This window comes from Flavobacterium sp. 25HG05S-40 (genome assembly GCF_052654735.1).
This window is the reverse complement of sequence record NZ_CP199750.1, coordinates 850,997-869,308: the sequence shown is the minus strand read 5'-3', so window position 1 is coordinate 869,308 and position 18,312 is coordinate 850,997. Positions and strand designations below refer to the sequence as shown.

Below are 18,312 nucleotides of genomic sequence, written 5' to 3'. Positions count from 1 at the left end.
AATTTGAATAAGGCATTAGAAATCCTTGAAAAATATTGGAAACACTCCGAATTCCGTCATCCGCAGGAAGAAATCATTGCCTCGGTTTTAGACGGAAAAGACACCTTTGCGCTCATGCCAACCGGTGGTGGAAAATCGATTTGTTTTCAGATTCCGGCTATGACGCAAGAAGGGATATGCTTAGTGATTTCGCCATTGATTGCTTTGATGAAGGATCAGGTCCAAAATTTACAGCATAAAGGAATAAAAGCGATTGCTCTGACTGGTGGCATTCCTCAAAATGAAATCATTGATTTACTAGACAATTGTCAATTTGGAAATTACAAATTCCTCTATCTTTCACCAGAGCGCTTACAAAACGATTGGATTTTAGAACGCATCAAAAACCTACCGATAAACCTCATCGCTATTGATGAAGCACATTGCGTGTCGCAATGGGGACATGATTTTCGTCCGGCGTATTTGAAAATTGTACAACTCAAAGAGTTTTTTCCGAAAGTTCCATTTCTGGCCTTGACTGCTTCGGCTACACTCCGGGTTAAGGAAGACATTATACTTCAGTTACAACTCGACAACCCAAACATCTATACCAAATCCTTTTATCGGGATAACATCGCCTACATGGTTTTTGAAACTGAAGATAAATTGCATCTATTGCAACAAATACTGACTAAAAATCCGGAACCTTCCATTATTTACGTAACCAACAGAAAATCGTGTTCTGAAACAGTACATCATTTGGAAAGCTTTGGTTTTACAGCCACATTTTATCATGGTGGATTGCCTTTTAAAGAAAAAGAAAGTCACATGAAACTTTGGATGGAAGAAAAAGTACAGGTCATGGTGGCTACGAACGCTTTTGGAATGGGAATTGACAAAGGCAATGTCAAAACAATAATTCATTTGCATTTGCCTCAAAATCTTGAAAATTATTATCAGGAAACAGGTCGTGCAGGAAGAAATGGCGAAAAGGCTTTTGCAGTACTGCTTAATAATCCTTCAGACGTTTTTCATGCTGAATCGCAATTTTTAGGGATTTTGCCCGATAAAGCTTTTTTAAATTTGGTGTTTATCAAACTTTGCTCCTATTTTCAGATTGCTTACGGAGAAGGGATAGATGAGCGGTTTGCGTTTAACCTGAATCAGTTTTGTTCCAAATATAATTTTCCAACTTTAAAAACGTATAATGCCTTACAGTTTTTGGACAGACAGGGCATCATTACTTTATCACAGGAATTTTCAGAAAAAGTCAGTATACAATTTATTATTCCGTCTAAAGAGGTTATTCGCTATATGAGTTTGCATTCTAATGACGAAGAAATCATGCTAACCATTTTACGAACGTATCCTGGAATTTATGATATGCAAACGGCATTCAATCCAACATTAATTGCCAAGAAATCGAATACTAATGAAAAAGAAGTGCTGTCCCTTTTACAAAAGTTAAAGGAAAAACAGGTGATTGACTTGATGGCAAAAAACAATGATGCCACTATTACATTCAATGAAGTTAGAGAAGACGAACGCACGATTAACCGCGTTTCCAAACATTTGGAATCTCAAAACAAACTAAAAACAGAACAATTACAAGCCGTATTATACTACAGCAAAGAAAACAAGACTTGTAAGCACAAATTACTGATGCGGTATTTTGGTGAAGCAATCAAAGAAGATTGTGGTATTTGTTCCTACTGTATAACGAAAAGTAGCAAGAAACAAAATCCGGAAAATGTTTCAGACAAAATTATTGCCTTACTAAAAATTCAGGATTTCAATTCGAGAGACATTCAAAAACTGACGAAACTTCCGGAAGACGATGTTATCTTTGCCCTTCAAAATTTGTTGGAAAATAATACCATAAGTATCAAATCAAATAATTTATATTCATTACAATAAGCATGGAAAAATTACGCATTGTTTTTATGGGTACGCCCGAATTTGCTGTTGGTATTTTAGAGGCTATTCTAAAAAACAACTATGAAGTAGTAGGTGTCATAACTGCTGCTGATAAACCAGCCGGTCGTGGTCAAAAAATTAAATATTCGGCTGTGAAAGAATATGCTTTGGAACACCATTTAAATCTACTACAACCCACTAACCTCAAAGACGAAACATTTTTAGCGGAACTAAAAAGCCTCAATGCGAATCTGCAAGTCGTGGTTGCCTTCAGAATGTTACCCGAAGTGGTTTGGAACATGCCTAAATTAGGAACATTTAATCTTCATGCCTCCTTATTACCTAACTATCGCGGTGCGGCTCCAATAAACTGGGCAATCATTAATGGAGAAACCAAAACCGGAGTAACTACATTCTTTATCGATGATAAGATTGATACTGGAGCCATGATTCTTAATAAAGAAATTAATATTAGTAATGATGAAAATGCAGGAGCGCTCCACGATAAGCTTATCCAATTAGGAAGTGAAGCGGTTGTGAAAACTTTAGCCTTGATTGAAACAGAACAGGTATCTACAACAATCCAGCAAGAGAATTTGCAAATCAAAACTGCCTACAAATTAAATAAAGAGAATTGCAAAATAGATTGGACAAAGTCAGCCTCAGAAATTCATAATTTAATACGTGGCTTATCACCTTATCCTACCGCTTGGAGTGTTTTCAAGGACAACGATGAAGAATGGAATGTCAAAATTTATGATGCAAAAATAATTGTAGAAAATCATACTTATAATATAGGTCGTATTATTACAACAAAAAAAGATATTAAGATTGCTGTTAAAGATGGTTTCATTCAAGTTGTGACCATTCAATTTCCCGGAAAGAAAAAAATGTCATCTAATGAGCTCTTGAATGGCATCAATTTTTCAGAAAGAGCGCAGGCAGAGTAAGGACTCAGAGCCATTTAAGCTGTTAAAAATCGACGAAAGACACGTGTTTATCAACAAATACTTTAAGTTATTAACAAATAACTGAAAAAACGGCGAAAATGCTTGTGTGGTATGGAATTCCTATTAAATTTGTTATCATTAACAAAATGTTTAACCAACAATTAATAACTAACATTATGAACAAATCAGAATTAATCGATGCAATTGCAGCTGACGCAGGAATCACTAAAGCAGCAGCAAAATTAGCTTTAGAATCATTTTTAGGAAATGTAGGATCTACTTTGAAAAAAGGTGGAAGAGTATCTTTAGTAGGATTCGGATCTTGGTCAGTATCTAAAAGAGCTGCAAGAGATGGAAGAAATCCTCAAACAGGAAAAACTATCAAAATCGCTGCTAAGAATGTAGTTAAATTCAAAGCTGGTGCAGATTTAGACGGATCAGTAAACTAAGAATTTAATTCATCCGATATATAAAAACCATTTCGAATATTCGAAATGGTTTTTTTGTTTTTAACAAATCATTTGGATTTTTAATTTTTTATTCCCAACTTTATAAAAATTAGTCAGCCATGATTACAGAAAAATTACAGAAAGGAGTCCTTTTGTTGGCAGAACCATCCATAATTGGAGACTTGTCTTTTAACAGATCTGTAATTTTATTAGCAGATCATACAATGGAAGGTTCCGTAGGTTTTATTCTGAATAAACCACTCACCTACACCATCAATGACTTACTACCAGAAATAACATCCGATTTTAAAGTATACAATGGCGGTCCTGTAGAACAAGATAATTTATATTTTATTCATAATATCCCTGAATTAATCCCGAACAGCATAGAGATATCAAACGGCATCTTTTGGGGAGGCGATTTTGAATCCACTAAAGATTTAATTAATACCGGAATCATTAAGAAGAAAAATATTCGTTTCTTTTTGGGTTACACGGGTTGGGATGCCGAGCAACTTGAAAGTGAAATGCAATCCAACTCATGGATATTGACGAAGAATGTTTATGAAAACAAAATTCTAGGCAAAGCCTCAACTCATTTTTGGAAAGAAAAAATTGTAGAACTTGGTGGAGATTACCTTATTTGGTCAAATGCGCCAGAGAATCCTATTTTGAATTAAGCTTTAAGTAAAGCATTTAGCCTACCTAATAATTTTTCTGCAAAAACAAAACCAAATTCTTTTTTCCTGTACTTAGTGATAGGTTGTATTCCAACTACGACATTGGTCACAAACAATTCATCGGCTTTTTGCAAATCAAAGGGAGATATTGGTGTTTCCAAAACTTCTAAAGTAGTCATTTGCTTAGCTAATGTAATAATCTGTTTTCTCATTATCCCGTTTAAACAACCTTCACTTATTGGCGGAGTAATTAGTTTATTTCCAATAATCATGAAAAGATTACCATTGGCAGCTTCAATTACATTTTTATCCTCATTTATAAGTAAGGCACCATCTAAATAATTTTCTTTAGCAAAAATACTAGCCGTGATATTAGTAAGCTTATTAGCCGTTTTTAGTGTAGACAACAATTGTTTTGGGATGATAAAATCTTTGTATAAATCAACTTCAAACGTACTTTTAGCAAACTGATACAACTCCGATTGTATTGAACTCGCCTCTATAACATAGGAAACCGTATTGTCTGTTGGCAAGTAAAAGCCACCTTCATTCCGAAAAACAGAAAACCTTACTCTGGCTGAGTTTTGAATGCTAAGGGAAGTTACTAGTTTCAAAATTTCCTTTTCAAGAAATTCTAAAGTAAATGACATTGGAATTTGCATTCTAATGATTCTCATTGATGCCATAAGGCGAAAATAATGGTCTTCGAAAAATAAAATTTTACCATTTACTACCTTCAAGGTTTCAAAAACCCCGTCACCATACCTAAAGGAACGATTAGCAACCGTCAATTGCAAATCAGAATCTTGAAGTGTACCATTAAAGTTAATCATAAAAAAACCGCCTTATTTTTAGAATAAGACGGAGCAAATATAACTTTTAAAAAATTGATATTAAATAGAACCTATTACATGTTTCAGGTCAGAAACTTGATTTTCCCATAATAACTTAGACTCGTCTAATTCATCTTCGTTTGAAAAATCAACTACCATTAATGATACGTCCTTAGTAATTTCATCTTCTAGTATTCTTAGTTCGAAATAGTATTCCGTATCTTTCTTATTTTCATCTACCCATTTAAACTTAACTTTTTCACCTGTCTTTTTAGACGCCAGACGAGCATTTTCCTCAGCATCATCCCACTTAAACGTGAAAAACTCCCCTCTTGAATTAACATTATCAGCAAACCATTCCTGTAAACCCGATGGTGTAGAAATATATTGATACAATAATTGAGGTGAGGAATTTAGAGGAAACTCAAGCTCATAACGTATTTTACTATCCATAATGCAAATAAATTTTTTGGAAATATATAGAATATAAAGCCAATAAAAAAACGTTTTTAAAAAATAAAAAAAATAAGTGTTTTAAGTTTGGAAGCATTAATATTAGTTTTATATTTGCAGCCGCATTCAGGGAATGCTACATATTGGCGAGGTAGCTCAGTCGGTTAGAGCGCAGGATTCATAACCCTGAGGTCGGGAGTTCAAATCTCCCTCTCGCTACTTTAAAAAAAGAACCTCAGCCCTTATCCCAACAGGGGTTGAGGAATTCTAAAAAACACTTTCGATTCGTGTAGTTACAAAAACGGCAATACTAACGTCAATGTAATTACAGATGAAAACAATCCACAACGATTGCTCTTTTACAGAGCTATGGGTTTCCCCTGAGAACTGGGAAACAACAACCGCAAAATCATCATTGAAAAAGAATTGGTACGTTCAATGTTATTTTTACGACCCTACCTTTTCCAAAAAGTACCCGAACGGCTTTCCTTTCCGCAGAAAAGTCAACAAGTATCACACACTTGAAGAACGTAAAGCAGCTATTCGATTTATGCTAAATGAAATTCCAAAGCTGTTTGTGGATAAAGGCTACAATCCGATTACAAAAAAATTCATGTTCGAGATTCCTGAAGTGCCAATTGAACTGGTTCCAGTGGATATCACACCTGATTCTTTATTCTTGGATGCTATTGACTTTGCACAGTCACAAATGAAAGTTGCAGAATCTACAGCTGAAGATTTGAAAGGTGTAATCAAGTATGTAAAACAATCAGCGTTACAGCTTAGGTATGACAAAATGAAGATATCGGAGATCAAAAGAAAGCACATCCGATTTATAATTGAGAACCTGGAGAAAACAGAAGGAGAATTCTCAGGCCACAAGTTCAACAAGTATCGAGGCAACCTTCAGATGATATTTTCAGAGCTTGTGGAGTTCGAAGCTGTTGAAAGCAATATCATCAATGACATGAAGAAGCGAGTTCAGGAAAAAAAGATTCGCGAAGTTTTGACACCGCATGAACGCTTTGCAGTCAATAAGCATCTGAAGAAGAACTATCACGAGTTTTGGAGATTTATGATTCTGTATTTTCATTCCGGTGGCCGAATAATCGAACTGTTGAGATTGCAGGTTAAAGATGTGGACCTAGATAATCAATATTACAGCACTCTGATAAAAAAAGGAAAGCAGGAGAAATGGGTAAAACGCCCAATAAAGAATATTGCCTTGGCATTATGGAGAAAAGCGCTGTTTGCTGGCAAATCAGATGACTATGTTTTCTCTGTCGGACTTAGACCAGGAGAAAAACAAATCAGACGGGACCAAATCGGAAAGCGTTGGCGTGTTCATGTTAAGCAAAAACTTGGTATCACTTCTGACTTCTCGGTCCTGAAGCACTTGAACCTTGACGAAACTACAGAGATGTTATCGAAACAGGATGCAGCACGTCAGGCTGGCCACACTAATACTAAAATGGTTGAGAAAGTTTATGCAGTTAATGAGAACGTTCGCCAGTTTGAGAGATTGAAAAACATAGATAACAAGTTTGCATAAAAGAAAAGCACCGGATTACTCCGATGCTCTTCCACCACAACTAACTAACCAACAATCAAAAACTATTTTTTTATGCTAAATATTGAGAAATTGTATCCTACATAGAATCGCTGTTCTGTATCTGCAGCAAGAGTGATAATATTGCCTTTTTTGTTTTGCAATCCGATGTTTGCTTTGGCACTGAACTTGGATAAATCTTTTGTCATACCAGCTTCTACACCGCCAAGCAATCGGAATACGGTTTGTGGTAGCTTAACTTCCTGCGTTCTTGGTTTGATATCGTAATCAAGTTGAATAGCGGGTATAGCACCATAATACATTCCGTTTACTGTGGCCGTTAAGTTTTCATCATCCCAAGTTTTGGAAAATTGCTTTGGTGTAGTAACTTCTTTGTAAAGGCTATCTTTATTCTTTGACTTCGCAAAAGCAATTTGCATTTGAATGTTAGCGTTTAGAAGACTATCAGCTATCGCCTTCCATCTATCTAACTCTGCTTTGGACATATTTTGTCCAAAAGGTTCTGTACTAACTTTGTTAGGTTCTGTACTTAACTCCTGTACTAAGGGTTTGCTCTCAGGCTTTGAAATCTTAGTGGTACCGGAAACGGCTGGATGTGTTACCTTGATTACTTCAGGGTCAGAACTACAGCCTTTGAGCCATAAAAATACAGCCACCGCAACTCCGAGTAATATTATTACGAATGGCCAGTTTATACTATTTAGTTTTTTCATCGTTTTAGTTTTAAATATTGATTTTTTCCGTAGATATAGATGGAATCCTTTGTTATCCTGATCTGCTTATTGTTCTTGCAGATGTACATTGTATCTTTTAAGAATGGTTTTGTGCCTACTATTTCCAACTCAATTGTGATAATGATTTTGTTTTGGACTTTCTTCAGGGATTGGCCAAAGACTATGATTGGGAATAGTAGTAGTATCAGTTTCATTTGGGCAGTCTTTTGATTACTGATTTCATAACAGCTTTCAAGTTCGTTGCATACTCCGGGTCTGTAGCATAACCAGCTTTTTGAATTTCCTCAAAGAATCTTTCAGGATTCATTTTATACTTCAATGCTTCTTTGTAGCGCGGGTTTCTTTCAAAAAAATCACAGTGATCATTGAATGAAAGTTCAGCACTGCTATATTTTCTAAACCAATCTTTTATTGTGTACCTCCAACGATTTGTTTTAACCTGAAGCTTTCTTATAATTACTGGAAAAACAGTATGTGGTGATTTAGAATATTCTGTTGTCACAATTAGCTGTTCATTTCCATTGATACCATCGGTATCTTTTATACCAAAGAAATTATTACCTACAGCTTTAGAACCCCAGCCACTTTCTTGAGCAGCTTGTGCCATTATAATCAGTCTGTGAAATCCTTTTTTCTTCTCAACAGCAATAGCGAAAGGAAGAAATGTTTTTACAAATTGTTCGGGTGTCATTACTTAAATTTTAGTATTAGTGTGTTGTGGAACCTAACAAGAACTAGCTTACAGAAGGCGTTCTTTTGTCCGTTTCGTGTGTTAATCTCAATAAGGTTCTCAAGTATTGATTTGAATTCTACATAGCAGCATAGAATGAATAAACCATTAATGCTGTAATCCAACCATCCTTTGAAGTGATTGTCCTTATCTGCTATAACTGTAATATTTACTATTACCAAAACAGCTACAATCAATGAGAAGTAGGTTGTTGCTTTGTCAAAAGAGTAACGAAGTCCTCTTGATGAGGTAGCTTCGTGATTTTTATTTGCTTTTTGTATTCCTGAAAGTAAATCAAGGAATATCATTATCATCAGTCCGACAATTAGGTAAGGTGATGGATAAACTAGATGGCTTAGAAACTGATTCATTTTAATTGTGTTAGATTAAGGCGGTATTGCTACCGCCAAATAGAATTGATTTTTACTGCGCTCCAGTTACATCTTGGTCTTTTGCGAACAATAGACCAATTCCTCCAAGAATAGAAGTAGCACAAGTTGTAATTGCTTCCTCTGTGAAGTTTCCTGCTTTTACAGCAAAATAGAATCTTACTACACCACCTATGATAAGTAAAACTCCGGTGCTAGTTGTTTTCCAACTTTTTTTCATGATAAAAAATATTAAGGGTTAAAGATTACGTGTTAGTTCTACTAATGCCTCTCCAGTTTTCTTGGCATTTTCAATACAGTTTTTTTTATTAAAGAATCCTTCTGAAGAAGCATCCAGTGTTCTACCATTTCCAGCCACTAATTTCCATCGCCATTGGCGTGTAAAGAAGTTTTGAACTAGTATGAATTTACATTTGCTCATGGTGTCTTACTTTTTTCCTTTCAAGGTTTTGTAAAGCTGCCAAATGGTAAAAGCCAAGTACAGTATTGACAACACAAGCACTGGAGTACTGTGTGGGAAAAAGTGATAAAGAACAAATGCAAATGGAGCGCCTAAAGCCGTCCAAAAAATATCCCAATAACTGAATTTTGCGCCCATTGTTTCCTCTATGACTTCAAGAATCCAACCGGTTACTCCGGCGAAAAAAGTAAGAACGATCAGAGAACCGATAAATCCGGTGTTGACTAAATCAGCCATCATCGCTGATGGAACTAATTCCGTTTTCTGTGCATAATTTGAGTGACCCCAAACTAAAATCAAATAAATGATAGGTAGCATTCCTGTGTTGTGGAGCCAGCCTCTTTCTTTAAAAAATGTTGTGAAAATTTTCATGTTTTTATGTATTAGTTGGTTATTTCGTGAGCTGCTATATAAGCACTGTCTGAAGAACTGTTTAATGTAAAGCTCACGTGTAAATAGTATTGAGTTGTAGAATTGTTGAAAGCTATTGAAGACGGAGCTCCTGCATTAGCCTGACCCGCATCATTTATAAATGACGTTGTAAAAGGAGCGCCATAAAGGTTTGTTCCATCTTGCCAATATTTACGCATAATTCCAGTAGTTTGTGCTGTTGATGAAGTTGTAAAAACACCAATCTGTCCTGTCGTTCCACTGGGTAAAGTTCCCGTAGTAGAAAGTTTAATTCGTACAGTCAATGTAGAGTTGGCATTTGTTTTGACTATGTACAGCCTAGATATCGTTAACCAATCGTCTCCAGTTACAGTGCCAATCGGAAGTGTAACTCTTAACATTTCAACTTCAGTAGTTGAGGAAGTTGGCGAAGTAGCAACACCGGTCCTAGATATTGGTTCTAATTTTTTATCTAAAGCGGTTTGAGTAGCGGTGCTAATAGGCTTATTTGTATCGCTTGTATTATCGACGTTTGACAGTCCTACGTCTGATTTTGTCAAATCGATATTACCACTGCCTAAAAGAGAATTGCTTTCGATGCTTTTGATGCTGGTACCACTTACAAGCGTAGCCTGTTTACCATTGAAAGTAGACCAATCTGTTGAAGTCAGAAAACCTTTTGTAGACGCACTGGCGCTTTGACCGTTGGTGTAGTCAATAGAAATGTTACCCAATGAGCTATCAAAATCAGCAGAGGTAAAAGAGGAAACTCCTTTGGTCGTGTTATCTGCTACTGCATTAGGCGGTGTTATATCTCCATTACTTCCTGCTGCAGCACCCAAAACGGAATGAGCAACATATCCACTGGCATCAAACATCGACCAGCTTCTATTTGCTGAAAGTCCGATTCCATTCATTTCTCCAGTCCAAACTCCTGAGTTGAATTTTAAAGCTGCACCGGCAGTAAACTCAATATCCTGTTCAGTGAAATTTCCAAGTAAAGTGGTTGCGTTTAAATCGTTTGAACTTCCACTAACTCCTGATATAGCATCGTCAACATACTGCTCACTTGCAAAAAGATAATCACCAGCACTTTTGGCTGGTACTTTCCAGCTTGTCGTTGCCGTAGGTTCTTCAAAACCAACTTCAGTAGTAACAGTATTACCTTCATCAGTCTGAGCAAAAGTAAGATGTCCTGTTCCGTTAACTGTCATTAATGCAATTCTACTTAACGGACTTTGATATTGCCATGAATATCCTGATGTACTTTTGTTTTCACTAAATACTCCACCACCTGAACCATTACTAAATGTTAATCCAATGGTACCGTCTATTAGATTTAAACCGAAATTGTTTGCGCCAATTGAATCTTCAGCATAGCTACTGTTGTTCAATAAATTTTGCAAAGTAAGAATACTTGAAAAAGGCAGAAATTTAATTTTCTTATCAGTTCCGTTCCAAACTGTGCAACTATCTTGAACCGTTCCAAGTACTGGAGCATTCATTTTAAATTGACCAGCAGATGTCGTTCCTGTTTGTGCGCAACTGAGTACGCTAAATAATATCGATAATGCTAAAAAAAACTTTTTCATAATTATGAGTTTGCGGTTGATGTTAATAATGTTCTTGTGATTGTAATTGTCTCAATCGTATCTCCATTTTCCTGAGATATTTCGCCAGTACTAGCGGTGATTTGTCTAATAGTCTCAAGATTTCCGTTTGTAGCTCTTAAAACTAATTTTACATTGTCATTGTCTGTGTCTAAAATTGTTTGTTCCATGTTAATATTCAATTAATTGTTTATGTTCAAAACTGGCAGGGTTTTCTATATCTCCTATGCCGTCGTATACTGAGTGAATACTGTAAACTCCATCTGATACCCAACCTTGATAAACATCTCCAGCTGCACCAGGTTCTATTCCTGCGTTACCAAATCCTTTTTTGACAAAATCAAAAGTTGTGTATGGATTTATAACAACACTTCCACCACCACCGCCACCACCTAAAGTAGCTCTAGTGTAAAGCACCGGAAGCAAAGCATTCTGTAACGCTGCTACAGATACATGAACCACTCCATTAACCGTATACTGGTCGTAATTCTTAAGCTCAGATAAACAAAGCTCCGAATCATAAACGTTCACAATCTTTAGCTTATTACCACGAACTACTCCCATGAAATTCTTGTAGTATGGAATTCCATTCAGACTGAACTTCTCAGTGTTTATGTTGTTTATAATAATCATCGTAATACTCTTGTTGAAAATGAACCTGATCTCTTTCCTGAGCAACTTGTTTCACAGTTCCAGGTCGGATAATCTTCTATGTTTCTCTCGATGAACTTCACTACCTCTGTCATAAACTCGCTAGCATCTTCTCGCTTTTTGTAGTAGGTGCTTCTTCTTTCTTCCAATGAAACCGCTTCCGAGTGTGGTGTTGACTTTATAACCATTCCATGACTTGTAGAAACAACTGGAGAATTCAATTGAAACCGGGCATAAGTGAAATAAGCTAACACCCGAGAAAGGCCATCATGAGAATAGCTTTTGTTTTCATATTCATAATCCCCACCATTGATAAGCGCAACGAAATTCGCCTGACCTTTATTCTTCAGCAGATCATAATAGAACTCATCACACATTAGCTTTTTCAAGTCAAGCTTTTGAGCTTCTTCGATGTACTTTTCAAACTCTGCTTCAGGAACACCTATGGCAATCTGAAGCAGTTCTGATACTTTTGCTTTATTGATTAGTAAGTTAAGCGCCATTGTTGTCTGTATTAGTTGGTTCAATAATCTCAGGCTCTCCAATCATTCGCTTAGCGACATCATTGGAATACCCGAATATGTTTTCAAGCATGGCAACCGCTGAATCAAAAGTTGTCGTTTTCTCAGCAACCGATTTTTGTATTGCTAAAATTGTGGTAACACCACCAACGGAACCTCTCAATGTTGCCTGAGCTGTTCTGATTTCTTTAGCTGCTAGTTGATCGTCACTTAATGGTTGTGGAGCTCCTGAGTTCTTACTTGCATCGACACCTTGGCCATAGTTAACCGTTCCGTCATCCAGTAAAGAATACTGTCTGATTGTCCAGGTTCCATTTGGATTGATATTGTCCTTGTAGTTTCTGAACAATTCGGCAAACGCCAATTCCAAATCTTCTTGATCACGCGAGATAATCGCATTATAAACCGACTGAGCCTTTATCAAATCCTCTCCTGAAGTGTTACCTAGTTTCCCAGCAACATAATCCACCAACTGAGGTGGAATGTTCTTGAAAGCCTTACGGATAAAGTTGGCAGAGGAACTCTCAAAGTGTGCGAACTTCTCAGCTCTTACATCGCTTTTAAGTAAATCAAACTTGAAGTTGCCTGTTTGATCTCTTTCATCATCCCAATCATCCTCAACAATCAAAGTAGAAGATGAATTATCGAAACCACGAACATCTTTTAAGTTCTGATCAAACTGGTCCTGGTCTTTTTTATCATCAAACTTTCGGTGTCTTGCAATAAGTGTATCAACAAATCCGCCTTCAGTTGTACTGCTATAGTATTTACCCAACTTATTCTCAGTATGAGCAAAATCAAAAGCTGGTTCAATCAATGATTTTGGATAAGTAGAAACGCTGGAAAACTTAAAGAAGAAGATTTGACCCGCGTAGTTATGCCATCCACCAGCCTCATCAACTTGCGCTTGAATTACTTCAGGTCTTGGATTGTAAACATTGTAGACTTTGACATCTTCTTTCTTTAAATCACGTCCCCAGCCTTTTGGAGATACTACTATTTTTCCGAAATAATCTTTACTGTCTTTTTTCCCAACTCGACACATGGTAAAAGGAATCAACTTGTAGCTGTCCTTCTCATAATTCGCATTATACTGAACGTGCATAAAGAAGCCTTGGTGTCTTGACAAAGGTTGACAGGAATCAAAAAGTAGTTTGTTTGGAGAATATGGCAGCACACCATTAGAAAGGTTGACTTTTGACAAATCAACTTCAAAACCGGCACCACCCAAGAAGCGTTCGTAAAGCCACGCACACTGGAAAGCAGTCGGTGAGCTCTCAATAAGATTCTCTACAATAGTAGGTTTGAGGTTATCCTCTCCATTGAAGATAACCCCGAACCTTTTATTATAAATATCTTTACTTTCTTCTTTGTAGCTTTCAACTACTTTCGATTTTGAATTCATAGAATGCTAGAGATTACTCGAACGTTTTCAATTCTCCTACAAGTGTTGCTATTTCTTCAGCTTTAGTGTTTATAGCAGCTTCGTCTTTAGGTTCTGAAGCTTCTAAATCTTCCAAATCCTGCTGTGCTTTTGCCAAATCAAACTCTACATCTTCTTTGGTTCTTAAACCGTCTCCACCGTCTTGATTGGAATCAACAATAGTTTCGTCTTTTACCTCTAAAGCCAAAGTCTGAAGCTCTTCCATTTTCACAGCATCTAGTTTTCCGATCGCAGTCTGAATTCCTTTAACTGTTGTTGCTTTGGTTTCAACGCCAACTTTGGCCAATAATGCTGTGGCCTGTTCGATAGTCAGCTTTTTATCACCGATATCAACCAAGTTGTCTACTTTGAAATTCACAACTTTACCACCATCGGTTTCAGTTTGATTTTCTTCTCTGTATTTTGCAATACGAGCGTCTACGTCTTTAGGAAGAGAAGCAAACAAAGCTTTTCTGTTTTGATTTTTTGCAAGCATTTCAATAGCGACCTCATCAGTCAGATTTGCATTGCTGTACACTTTTGATGTACCTGGTACCGGAAGTGTGGCACCCTCTTTTAACTTGAAAATTGATTTAGTTTCCATGGGTTTTTCTGTATTAAATGATTTTAGTTTTTTAATGTAACCGGATATCTTATTTGGACAGCTTGAGCAGGTTTCTCCAAATAATTTGAAGTGTAGTTTGAACACATAAGTCAAAAAAGGGACACCGTTATCTTTCCCGCTCACGATGGTTTGATAGTCAGTATCCCTTAGTTTTTTAAGTTGTTCCTTTTCTGTTTCGTTAAGGTGCTGGTACATAAACATTGTCTTCTAACCATGCCTCAATGTCTGCGATACCGTTTTCAGGTTTCCAAATTTTAAGCCTTGTAGCTTCTTCTTCTCCTTCTTTGGTTGCACAGATGATAGTAGATGTTCCTGAGTTAGCAGAGCTATCAAAATCATCGTTAGCGATAAGCATTCCGCTTTCTAGTCCAGCGATTTTGTATTTGATTTCTCCAGCAATTCCACCGTCAACCATTTTGTTAATGGTAAAAACACGAGCGCCTTCTACAAGTTCCTGAACTCTCTCAGCTTCATTTGGACCTATGTAAAGAGGAACATATTCATCCGTATGTATGTATCCGTTTCCAAAATCTCCAACGGCCAAAGCGTGTTTAGCTTTATGAGATTTATCGTTACCTTGAGCTTTGTAAACTTTGGCACCTTCCTTCAGCACCAAAAGAGTTACAGTAGTTTTTCTATTCGCTAATTGAGTGGCTACAATATCAATATCTTCATGATTTCCATACCACTTTTCAGCTACACCTTGTTTTGGTTTATATCCACATTCCTTTGCGAATTCCCCAGCGAGTTTTGCATTACATTCGTCTGCCATGATAAAAAGTATTAAAAGGGGCTTTCGCCCCTTTGATTATTACAATGCGGCTTTCATCGCATAAGGGTTCACCATTTTAAAGTCTAACAAGTAGTTAGCTTTAATCCAAAACGTCTCTTCTTTTCCACCGATATATTCCATAACGATGTTCTGAAGTGAAGCAGCGTCATCAACACCAACTTGTAAATACTCTTTACGAGTCAACAAAGCAAAGTGAGGTAAGTGGATTGTTGCATCATCACCAGCTCCAGTAACGAAATCCGCTTTTTTCCAACGGTCGTAGTGTACAACTGGCAATAACTTTTCTCCATCAACATTAGCATCCTTAACACCTTTCTGAGTTAAGTCAACGTTTGATTGTAAACCATATCCGTTGTTTCTCTTAATCCATTTAGTGTAGTTCTTGAAAAGTCTATTTGAAGTCAAGAAGATATCAGCATCAAAATCATACACATCATCTGTGATTGATTCGTAAAGGTCAACAGCATACTCTGATGACAAGTCAGTTTGCTCGAACATTGGACCAGTATTTTTGGTAAGCTCAACAAAGTTTTCTTCAAACTCCGGAAGAGTTTTCAAGTATGCCAATGTTGGAATCAAACCTTTGTCGATGGTATTGTAAAAAGGTACTTTAGTAGCCTCATCAGCAAGAATGTTTTGAGCAGCGATATCTTTATCAGCCATCAAAACAATACGCTGTAAATCCAAAGCCATTGCTTTAGATACCAAGTCCTGAATGAATACTCCAAGAGCAGTACCGTCAAGGTCTTTTCTTTGATATCCATTGTTCATTCCCCACTGGATGAAAGATGCTTCAAAATCTGAATAGCAATATTCGATTTTTACCTCCTGAAGAGTAGGGTTCCAAAATTGTGAGAAAGCTGGAAACTCTGGAGAGATACCATCGCCACCACAACCTGCTGATTTTTTAGTCACATACTCGAATCCCTTCATAGCTGCAACTTGCTGTCCACCTTTTATACCTGGTACAATTGTGAACATATTCTCTGTTGGCTGATAGAAAGTCTCATTCATTACTACTTCACGTAGGTCCTGAATGTATCTTTTGTCATCCGCCAAGTCCTTGAAATTTTCTACTAATTCCATAACATTCTTTAGATTAAATTATTTTTTACGATCTTCTCTGAGTTTCTTTGCAGCTTCAGCGTCATAGGCTTTTTTAACACCTTTACCTGGTTCATCTTCGGTTTCGAAATCATCGGCTTTTTTGCCGGTTACAAGTGCCTTAGTTTCCTTGATTTGTTTTGCAACAAGTCCGAAAGCTGTTTCATTGTCTTTTTGGATTTCTTTTTGATTCTTGATGAAAGTGTCAAACTTCTTACCCAACGTGATTACAGCCTGCATTACTTCTGTTGAAGTTGGCTCTTCACTTGCCGGTGCTTCGTTGATTTCGGTAATTTTGCCACCAACGGTAACAATTGAACCACCATCAGGAAGTAAGTGTGTGTCATCAGATACTGCGGCACCAGTATCATCTACTACAGGATCGCCAACTTGTGGCTGTTCTGCTTCGGTTTGAACAGTAACAATATTGCCATTCGCAAGAGTAACGTCTATGTCGAATTTGCTATCGTTATCATCTGATTTTCCGAAGATTTTTTCAAAAAATTTCATATCAAATTTGTTTAAGGATTTACGGGTTGAATAATTGTCGTAACGCTGGAAAAAGTTCATCACGATTTCAGGCTTTGTGGAAATCATTTCGAAAACTTGAGGGTTATCATCAAGGAAATTTGTGATTAGAACTCCTAAGTCATCAGGATTTGAGGAAAAAAGGGAATCAGTTGCTGCAGGGTCATCAACCAAGTCAACTGCTTTGAATTTCTTTAGGCTGTGTAGGTACTTAATCTCTCCATCGATAGGCTTTTGGTATTCATCAGAATAGATGTGGATTGAATTTCCGAACATGTCAGGATTATTCTCTGCCATAGTCAAGATGTAATCAAACATCTTCATTCCTTTGCCTTCAACCTCTAGGCTTTTGGTTACTGAGTCAAGATATAGATCGGCAAAAACGTTTCCGTCTTGGATGTTGAATTTTCTGTAACGGCCAATGTATGTTCCGAAAGATGTAGCACACATATTGGGATGTCCGAATCTTGATTTTATACCGCCTTCGGTTTCATTACCCATTTTAACCAAGTCGTTTAGAAACAATTCGTCGAAATAGCTTCCGTTTTTATTGTCTCCAAAATTGGCTACACAAGTATTTTTAAGTACGCCATTTTCTCTGTCAACATTGATATTTGTTGAATTGAAATTGGGTAGGGATTTAAAATATTTCTGATTCATTTTGAGTAATAATAATTATTACAGCAAATGTATGTGGTATTTGGAACCGAAAAGGTCAATCTGTTTTGACCAATTTTGTATATTTGTAATATGATAATCGTTTACACAGCACTAGTAATTGTCGGATTTGCACTCTCCTACCTTTGGGTAAAGTTTGTATTTGCTGTGTTTGGATACATCCACCGGAGAATGAATTCTAATCCTTACATCAACGCTGAAAAGCTGAAAATCAAAAACGAAAAGGATTATAAAAAGTACCTGAAATGGATGGATAAAAAAGGGAATGGCGTACCGATGCCAATGGTTAAAGCTCGTGAGGAACACATAGCTGAGCAAAAGATTACTGAACTACTACGATAATCTCTTTACAATTTTCTTTACTGAACTCCAGCTGATCTTCTCTTCTTCAGCAATGAAATGGTAAGCGCATAAGTTACAAACACCTTGCTCTTTAAAATCAGAATACCTTTCCATTATCCGAATGTTCCTTGACCAAGACGGGTCTACAACACCAAGCTTTTCGAGTTGCTTGATTTCTTTCTCAAGAAGTTTTAGACTTGTGTATAGCATACTTCAAATATAGTAATAATATTTATTACCATTTACCTACAATACAATGATAATCTTTTGACCTTACAGCAGTTGACAAAGGACATCCACAACCGCCTTTCGATTCATCACAATAATGACCTTGTATTTTTTTAATTGCCATATCAGGAAGAATAGCCGTGTGCAATCCATAAGAAGCAATCGGACACTCAGCGCAAATGTCAGCACGTTTCTTGGCCAGTTCCATTGTAGCTTCATCACCTCCAAAGAAGTAATTACTCCATCCGTTTATTATATCTTTTGCGTTGCTCATA

General features: G+C 36.7%; 24 protein-coding genes and 1 tRNA gene. 7 read left to right on the top strand and 18 right to left on the bottom strand.

Annotated elements, in window-relative coordinates:
• Positions 1 to 3: 3 nt before the first annotated feature.
• The 4 genes from ACULEU_RS03800 to ACULEU_RS03785 all read left to right on the top strand — a co-directional run bounded on the left by ACULEU_RS03800 (position 4) and on the right by ACULEU_RS03785 (position 3,975).
• A complete protein-coding gene (locus ACULEU_RS03800) occupies positions 4 to 1,896 on the top strand; it encodes a RecQ family ATP-dependent DNA helicase (RefSeq protein ID WP_445454126.1) in 1,893 nt (630 codons plus the stop codon).
• 2 nt (positions 1,897 to 1,898) lie between these two features.
• Positions 1,899 to 2,846, top strand: a complete 948-nt coding sequence (fmt, locus tag ACULEU_RS03795; RefSeq protein WP_445454125.1) for a methionyl-tRNA formyltransferase — start codon at positions 1,899 to 1,901, stop codon at positions 2,844 to 2,846.
• Positions 2,847 to 2,992: 146 nt separating this feature from the next.
• On the top strand, positions 2,993 to 3,295 hold the full coding sequence (locus tag ACULEU_RS03790; RefSeq protein WP_445454124.1) for an HU family DNA-binding protein: 303 nt from the start codon (positions 2,993 to 2,995) through the stop codon (positions 3,293 to 3,295).
• 119 nt (positions 3,296 to 3,414) lie between these two features.
• Complete coding sequence (locus tag ACULEU_RS03785) at positions 3,415 to 3,975, top strand: YqgE/AlgH family protein (RefSeq protein WP_445454123.1); 561 nt, start codon at positions 3,415 to 3,417, stop codon at positions 3,973 to 3,975.
• On the opposite strand, the gene ACULEU_RS03780 is transcribed toward ACULEU_RS03785, so the two are convergent.
• Both ACULEU_RS03780 and ACULEU_RS03775 read right to left on the bottom strand, forming a co-directional pair.
• Entirely contained in the window at positions 3,972 to 4,808 is an 837-nt protein-coding gene (locus ACULEU_RS03780; RefSeq protein ID WP_445454122.1) for an aminotransferase class IV, read from the bottom strand. The genes ACULEU_RS03785 and ACULEU_RS03780 overlap by 4 nt on opposite strands.
• A 60-nt stretch (positions 4,809 to 4,868) precedes the next feature.
• Positions 4,869 to 5,261 (bottom strand): START-like domain-containing protein, encoded by a 393-nt coding sequence (locus tag ACULEU_RS03775; RefSeq protein WP_445454121.1) that lies wholly within the window; start codon positions 5,259 to 5,261, stop codon positions 4,869 to 4,871.
• Between the two features lie 145 nt (positions 5,262 to 5,406).
• Here ACULEU_RS03775 and ACULEU_RS03770 point away from each other — a divergent pair.
• Both ACULEU_RS03770 and ACULEU_RS03765 read left to right on the top strand, forming a co-directional pair.
• Positions 5,407 to 5,480, top strand: a tRNA-Met gene (locus ACULEU_RS03770).
• A gap of 112 nt (positions 5,481 to 5,592) precedes the next feature.
• Entirely contained in the window at positions 5,593 to 6,813 is a 1,221-nt protein-coding gene (locus ACULEU_RS03765; RefSeq protein WP_445454120.1) for a tyrosine-type recombinase/integrase, read from the top strand.
• Between the two features lie 62 nt (positions 6,814 to 6,875).
• On the opposite strand, the gene ACULEU_RS03760 is transcribed toward ACULEU_RS03765, so the two are convergent.
• From ACULEU_RS03760 to ACULEU_RS03690, 15 genes are all read right to left on the bottom strand, one after another.
• Positions 6,876 to 7,544: a hypothetical protein gene (locus ACULEU_RS03760; protein ID WP_445454119.1), complete on the bottom strand. Its 669-nt coding sequence runs from the start codon at positions 7,542 to 7,544 to the stop codon at positions 6,876 to 6,878.
• 211 nt (positions 7,545 to 7,755) lie between these two features.
• Positions 7,756 to 8,256 carry a glycoside hydrolase family 73 protein gene (locus tag ACULEU_RS03755; protein ID WP_445454118.1) on the bottom strand — a complete coding sequence of 167 codons (501 nt, stop codon included), beginning with the start codon at positions 8,254 to 8,256 and terminating at the stop codon, positions 7,756 to 7,758.
• Positions 8,256 to 8,666: a phage holin family protein gene (locus ACULEU_RS03750; protein WP_445454117.1), complete on the bottom strand. Its 411-nt coding sequence runs from the start codon at positions 8,664 to 8,666 to the stop codon at positions 8,256 to 8,258. Before ACULEU_RS03750 ends, ACULEU_RS03755 begins: the two co-directional genes overlap by 1 nt.
• Positions 8,667 to 8,718: 52 nt before the next feature.
• A complete protein-coding gene (locus tag ACULEU_RS03745; protein ID WP_445454116.1) occupies positions 8,719 to 8,904 on the bottom strand; it encodes a hypothetical protein in 186 nt (61 codons plus the stop codon).
• Between the two features lie 18 nt (positions 8,905 to 8,922).
• Positions 8,923 to 9,105: a hypothetical protein gene (locus ACULEU_RS03740; protein ID WP_445454115.1), complete on the bottom strand. Its 183-nt coding sequence runs from the start codon at positions 9,103 to 9,105 to the stop codon at positions 8,923 to 8,925.
• 6 nt (positions 9,106 to 9,111) lie between these two features.
• On the bottom strand, positions 9,112 to 9,516 hold the full coding sequence (locus ACULEU_RS03735; RefSeq protein ID WP_445454114.1) for a hypothetical protein: 405 nt from the start codon (positions 9,514 to 9,516) through the stop codon (positions 9,112 to 9,114).
• 11 nt (positions 9,517 to 9,527) lie between these two features.
• On the bottom strand, positions 9,528 to 11,126 hold the full coding sequence (locus ACULEU_RS03730; protein ID WP_445454113.1) for a hypothetical protein: 1,599 nt from the start codon (positions 11,124 to 11,126) through the stop codon (positions 9,528 to 9,530).
• A gap of 2 nt (positions 11,127 to 11,128) precedes the next feature.
• On the bottom strand, positions 11,129 to 11,314 hold the full coding sequence (locus tag ACULEU_RS03725) for a hypothetical protein (RefSeq protein ID WP_445454112.1): 186 nt from the start codon (positions 11,312 to 11,314) through the stop codon (positions 11,129 to 11,131).
• 1 nt (position 11,315) lies between these two features.
• Positions 11,316 to 11,777, bottom strand: a complete 462-nt coding sequence (locus ACULEU_RS03720) for a hypothetical protein (RefSeq protein ID WP_445454111.1) — start codon at positions 11,775 to 11,777, stop codon at positions 11,316 to 11,318.
• Positions 11,774 to 12,298 carry a DUF6712 family protein gene (locus ACULEU_RS03715; protein ID WP_445454110.1) on the bottom strand — a complete coding sequence of 175 codons (525 nt, stop codon included), beginning with the start codon at positions 12,296 to 12,298 and terminating at the stop codon, positions 11,774 to 11,776. Before ACULEU_RS03715 ends, ACULEU_RS03720 begins: the two co-directional genes overlap by 4 nt.
• Positions 12,288 to 13,721, bottom strand: coding sequence for a hypothetical protein (locus ACULEU_RS03710; RefSeq protein ID WP_445454109.1), 1,434 nt, complete (start codon positions 13,719 to 13,721; stop codon positions 12,288 to 12,290). The genes ACULEU_RS03715 and ACULEU_RS03710 overlap by 11 nt, the downstream gene beginning before the upstream one ends.
• A 13-nt stretch (positions 13,722 to 13,734) precedes the next feature.
• Positions 13,735 to 14,559 carry a hypothetical protein gene (locus ACULEU_RS03705; protein WP_445454108.1) on the bottom strand — a complete coding sequence of 275 codons (825 nt, stop codon included), beginning with the start codon at positions 14,557 to 14,559 and terminating at the stop codon, positions 13,735 to 13,737.
• Positions 14,543 to 15,136 carry a hypothetical protein gene (locus ACULEU_RS03700; RefSeq protein ID WP_445454107.1) on the bottom strand — a complete coding sequence of 198 codons (594 nt, stop codon included), beginning with the start codon at positions 15,134 to 15,136 and terminating at the stop codon, positions 14,543 to 14,545. Before ACULEU_RS03700 ends, ACULEU_RS03705 begins: the two co-directional genes overlap by 17 nt.
• Positions 15,137 to 15,175: 39 nt before the next feature.
• Positions 15,176 to 16,243 carry a hypothetical protein gene (locus tag ACULEU_RS03695; protein ID WP_445454106.1) on the bottom strand — a complete coding sequence of 356 codons (1,068 nt, stop codon included), beginning with the start codon at positions 16,241 to 16,243 and terminating at the stop codon, positions 15,176 to 15,178.
• An 18-nt stretch (positions 16,244 to 16,261) separates the two neighbouring features.
• Positions 16,262 to 17,449: a hypothetical protein gene (locus tag ACULEU_RS03690; RefSeq protein WP_445454105.1), complete on the bottom strand. Its 1,188-nt coding sequence runs from the start codon at positions 17,447 to 17,449 to the stop codon at positions 16,262 to 16,264.
• A 90-nt stretch (positions 17,450 to 17,539) separates the two neighbouring features.
• Here ACULEU_RS03690 and ACULEU_RS03685 point away from each other — a divergent pair, with 90 nt between their 5' ends.
• Positions 17,540 to 17,809 (top strand): hypothetical protein, encoded by a 270-nt coding sequence (locus tag ACULEU_RS03685; RefSeq protein ID WP_445454104.1) that lies wholly within the window; start codon positions 17,540 to 17,542, stop codon positions 17,807 to 17,809.
• Positions 17,810 to 18,044: 235 nt separating this feature from the next.
• On the opposite strand, the gene ACULEU_RS03680 is transcribed toward ACULEU_RS03685, so the two are convergent.
• The gene (locus ACULEU_RS03680; protein WP_445454103.1) at positions 18,045 to 18,311 is read right to left on the bottom strand and encodes a hypothetical protein; all 267 of its coding nucleotides are present in this window, start codon (positions 18,309 to 18,311) and stop codon (positions 18,045 to 18,047) included.
• Position 18,312: the final 1 nt, after the last annotated feature.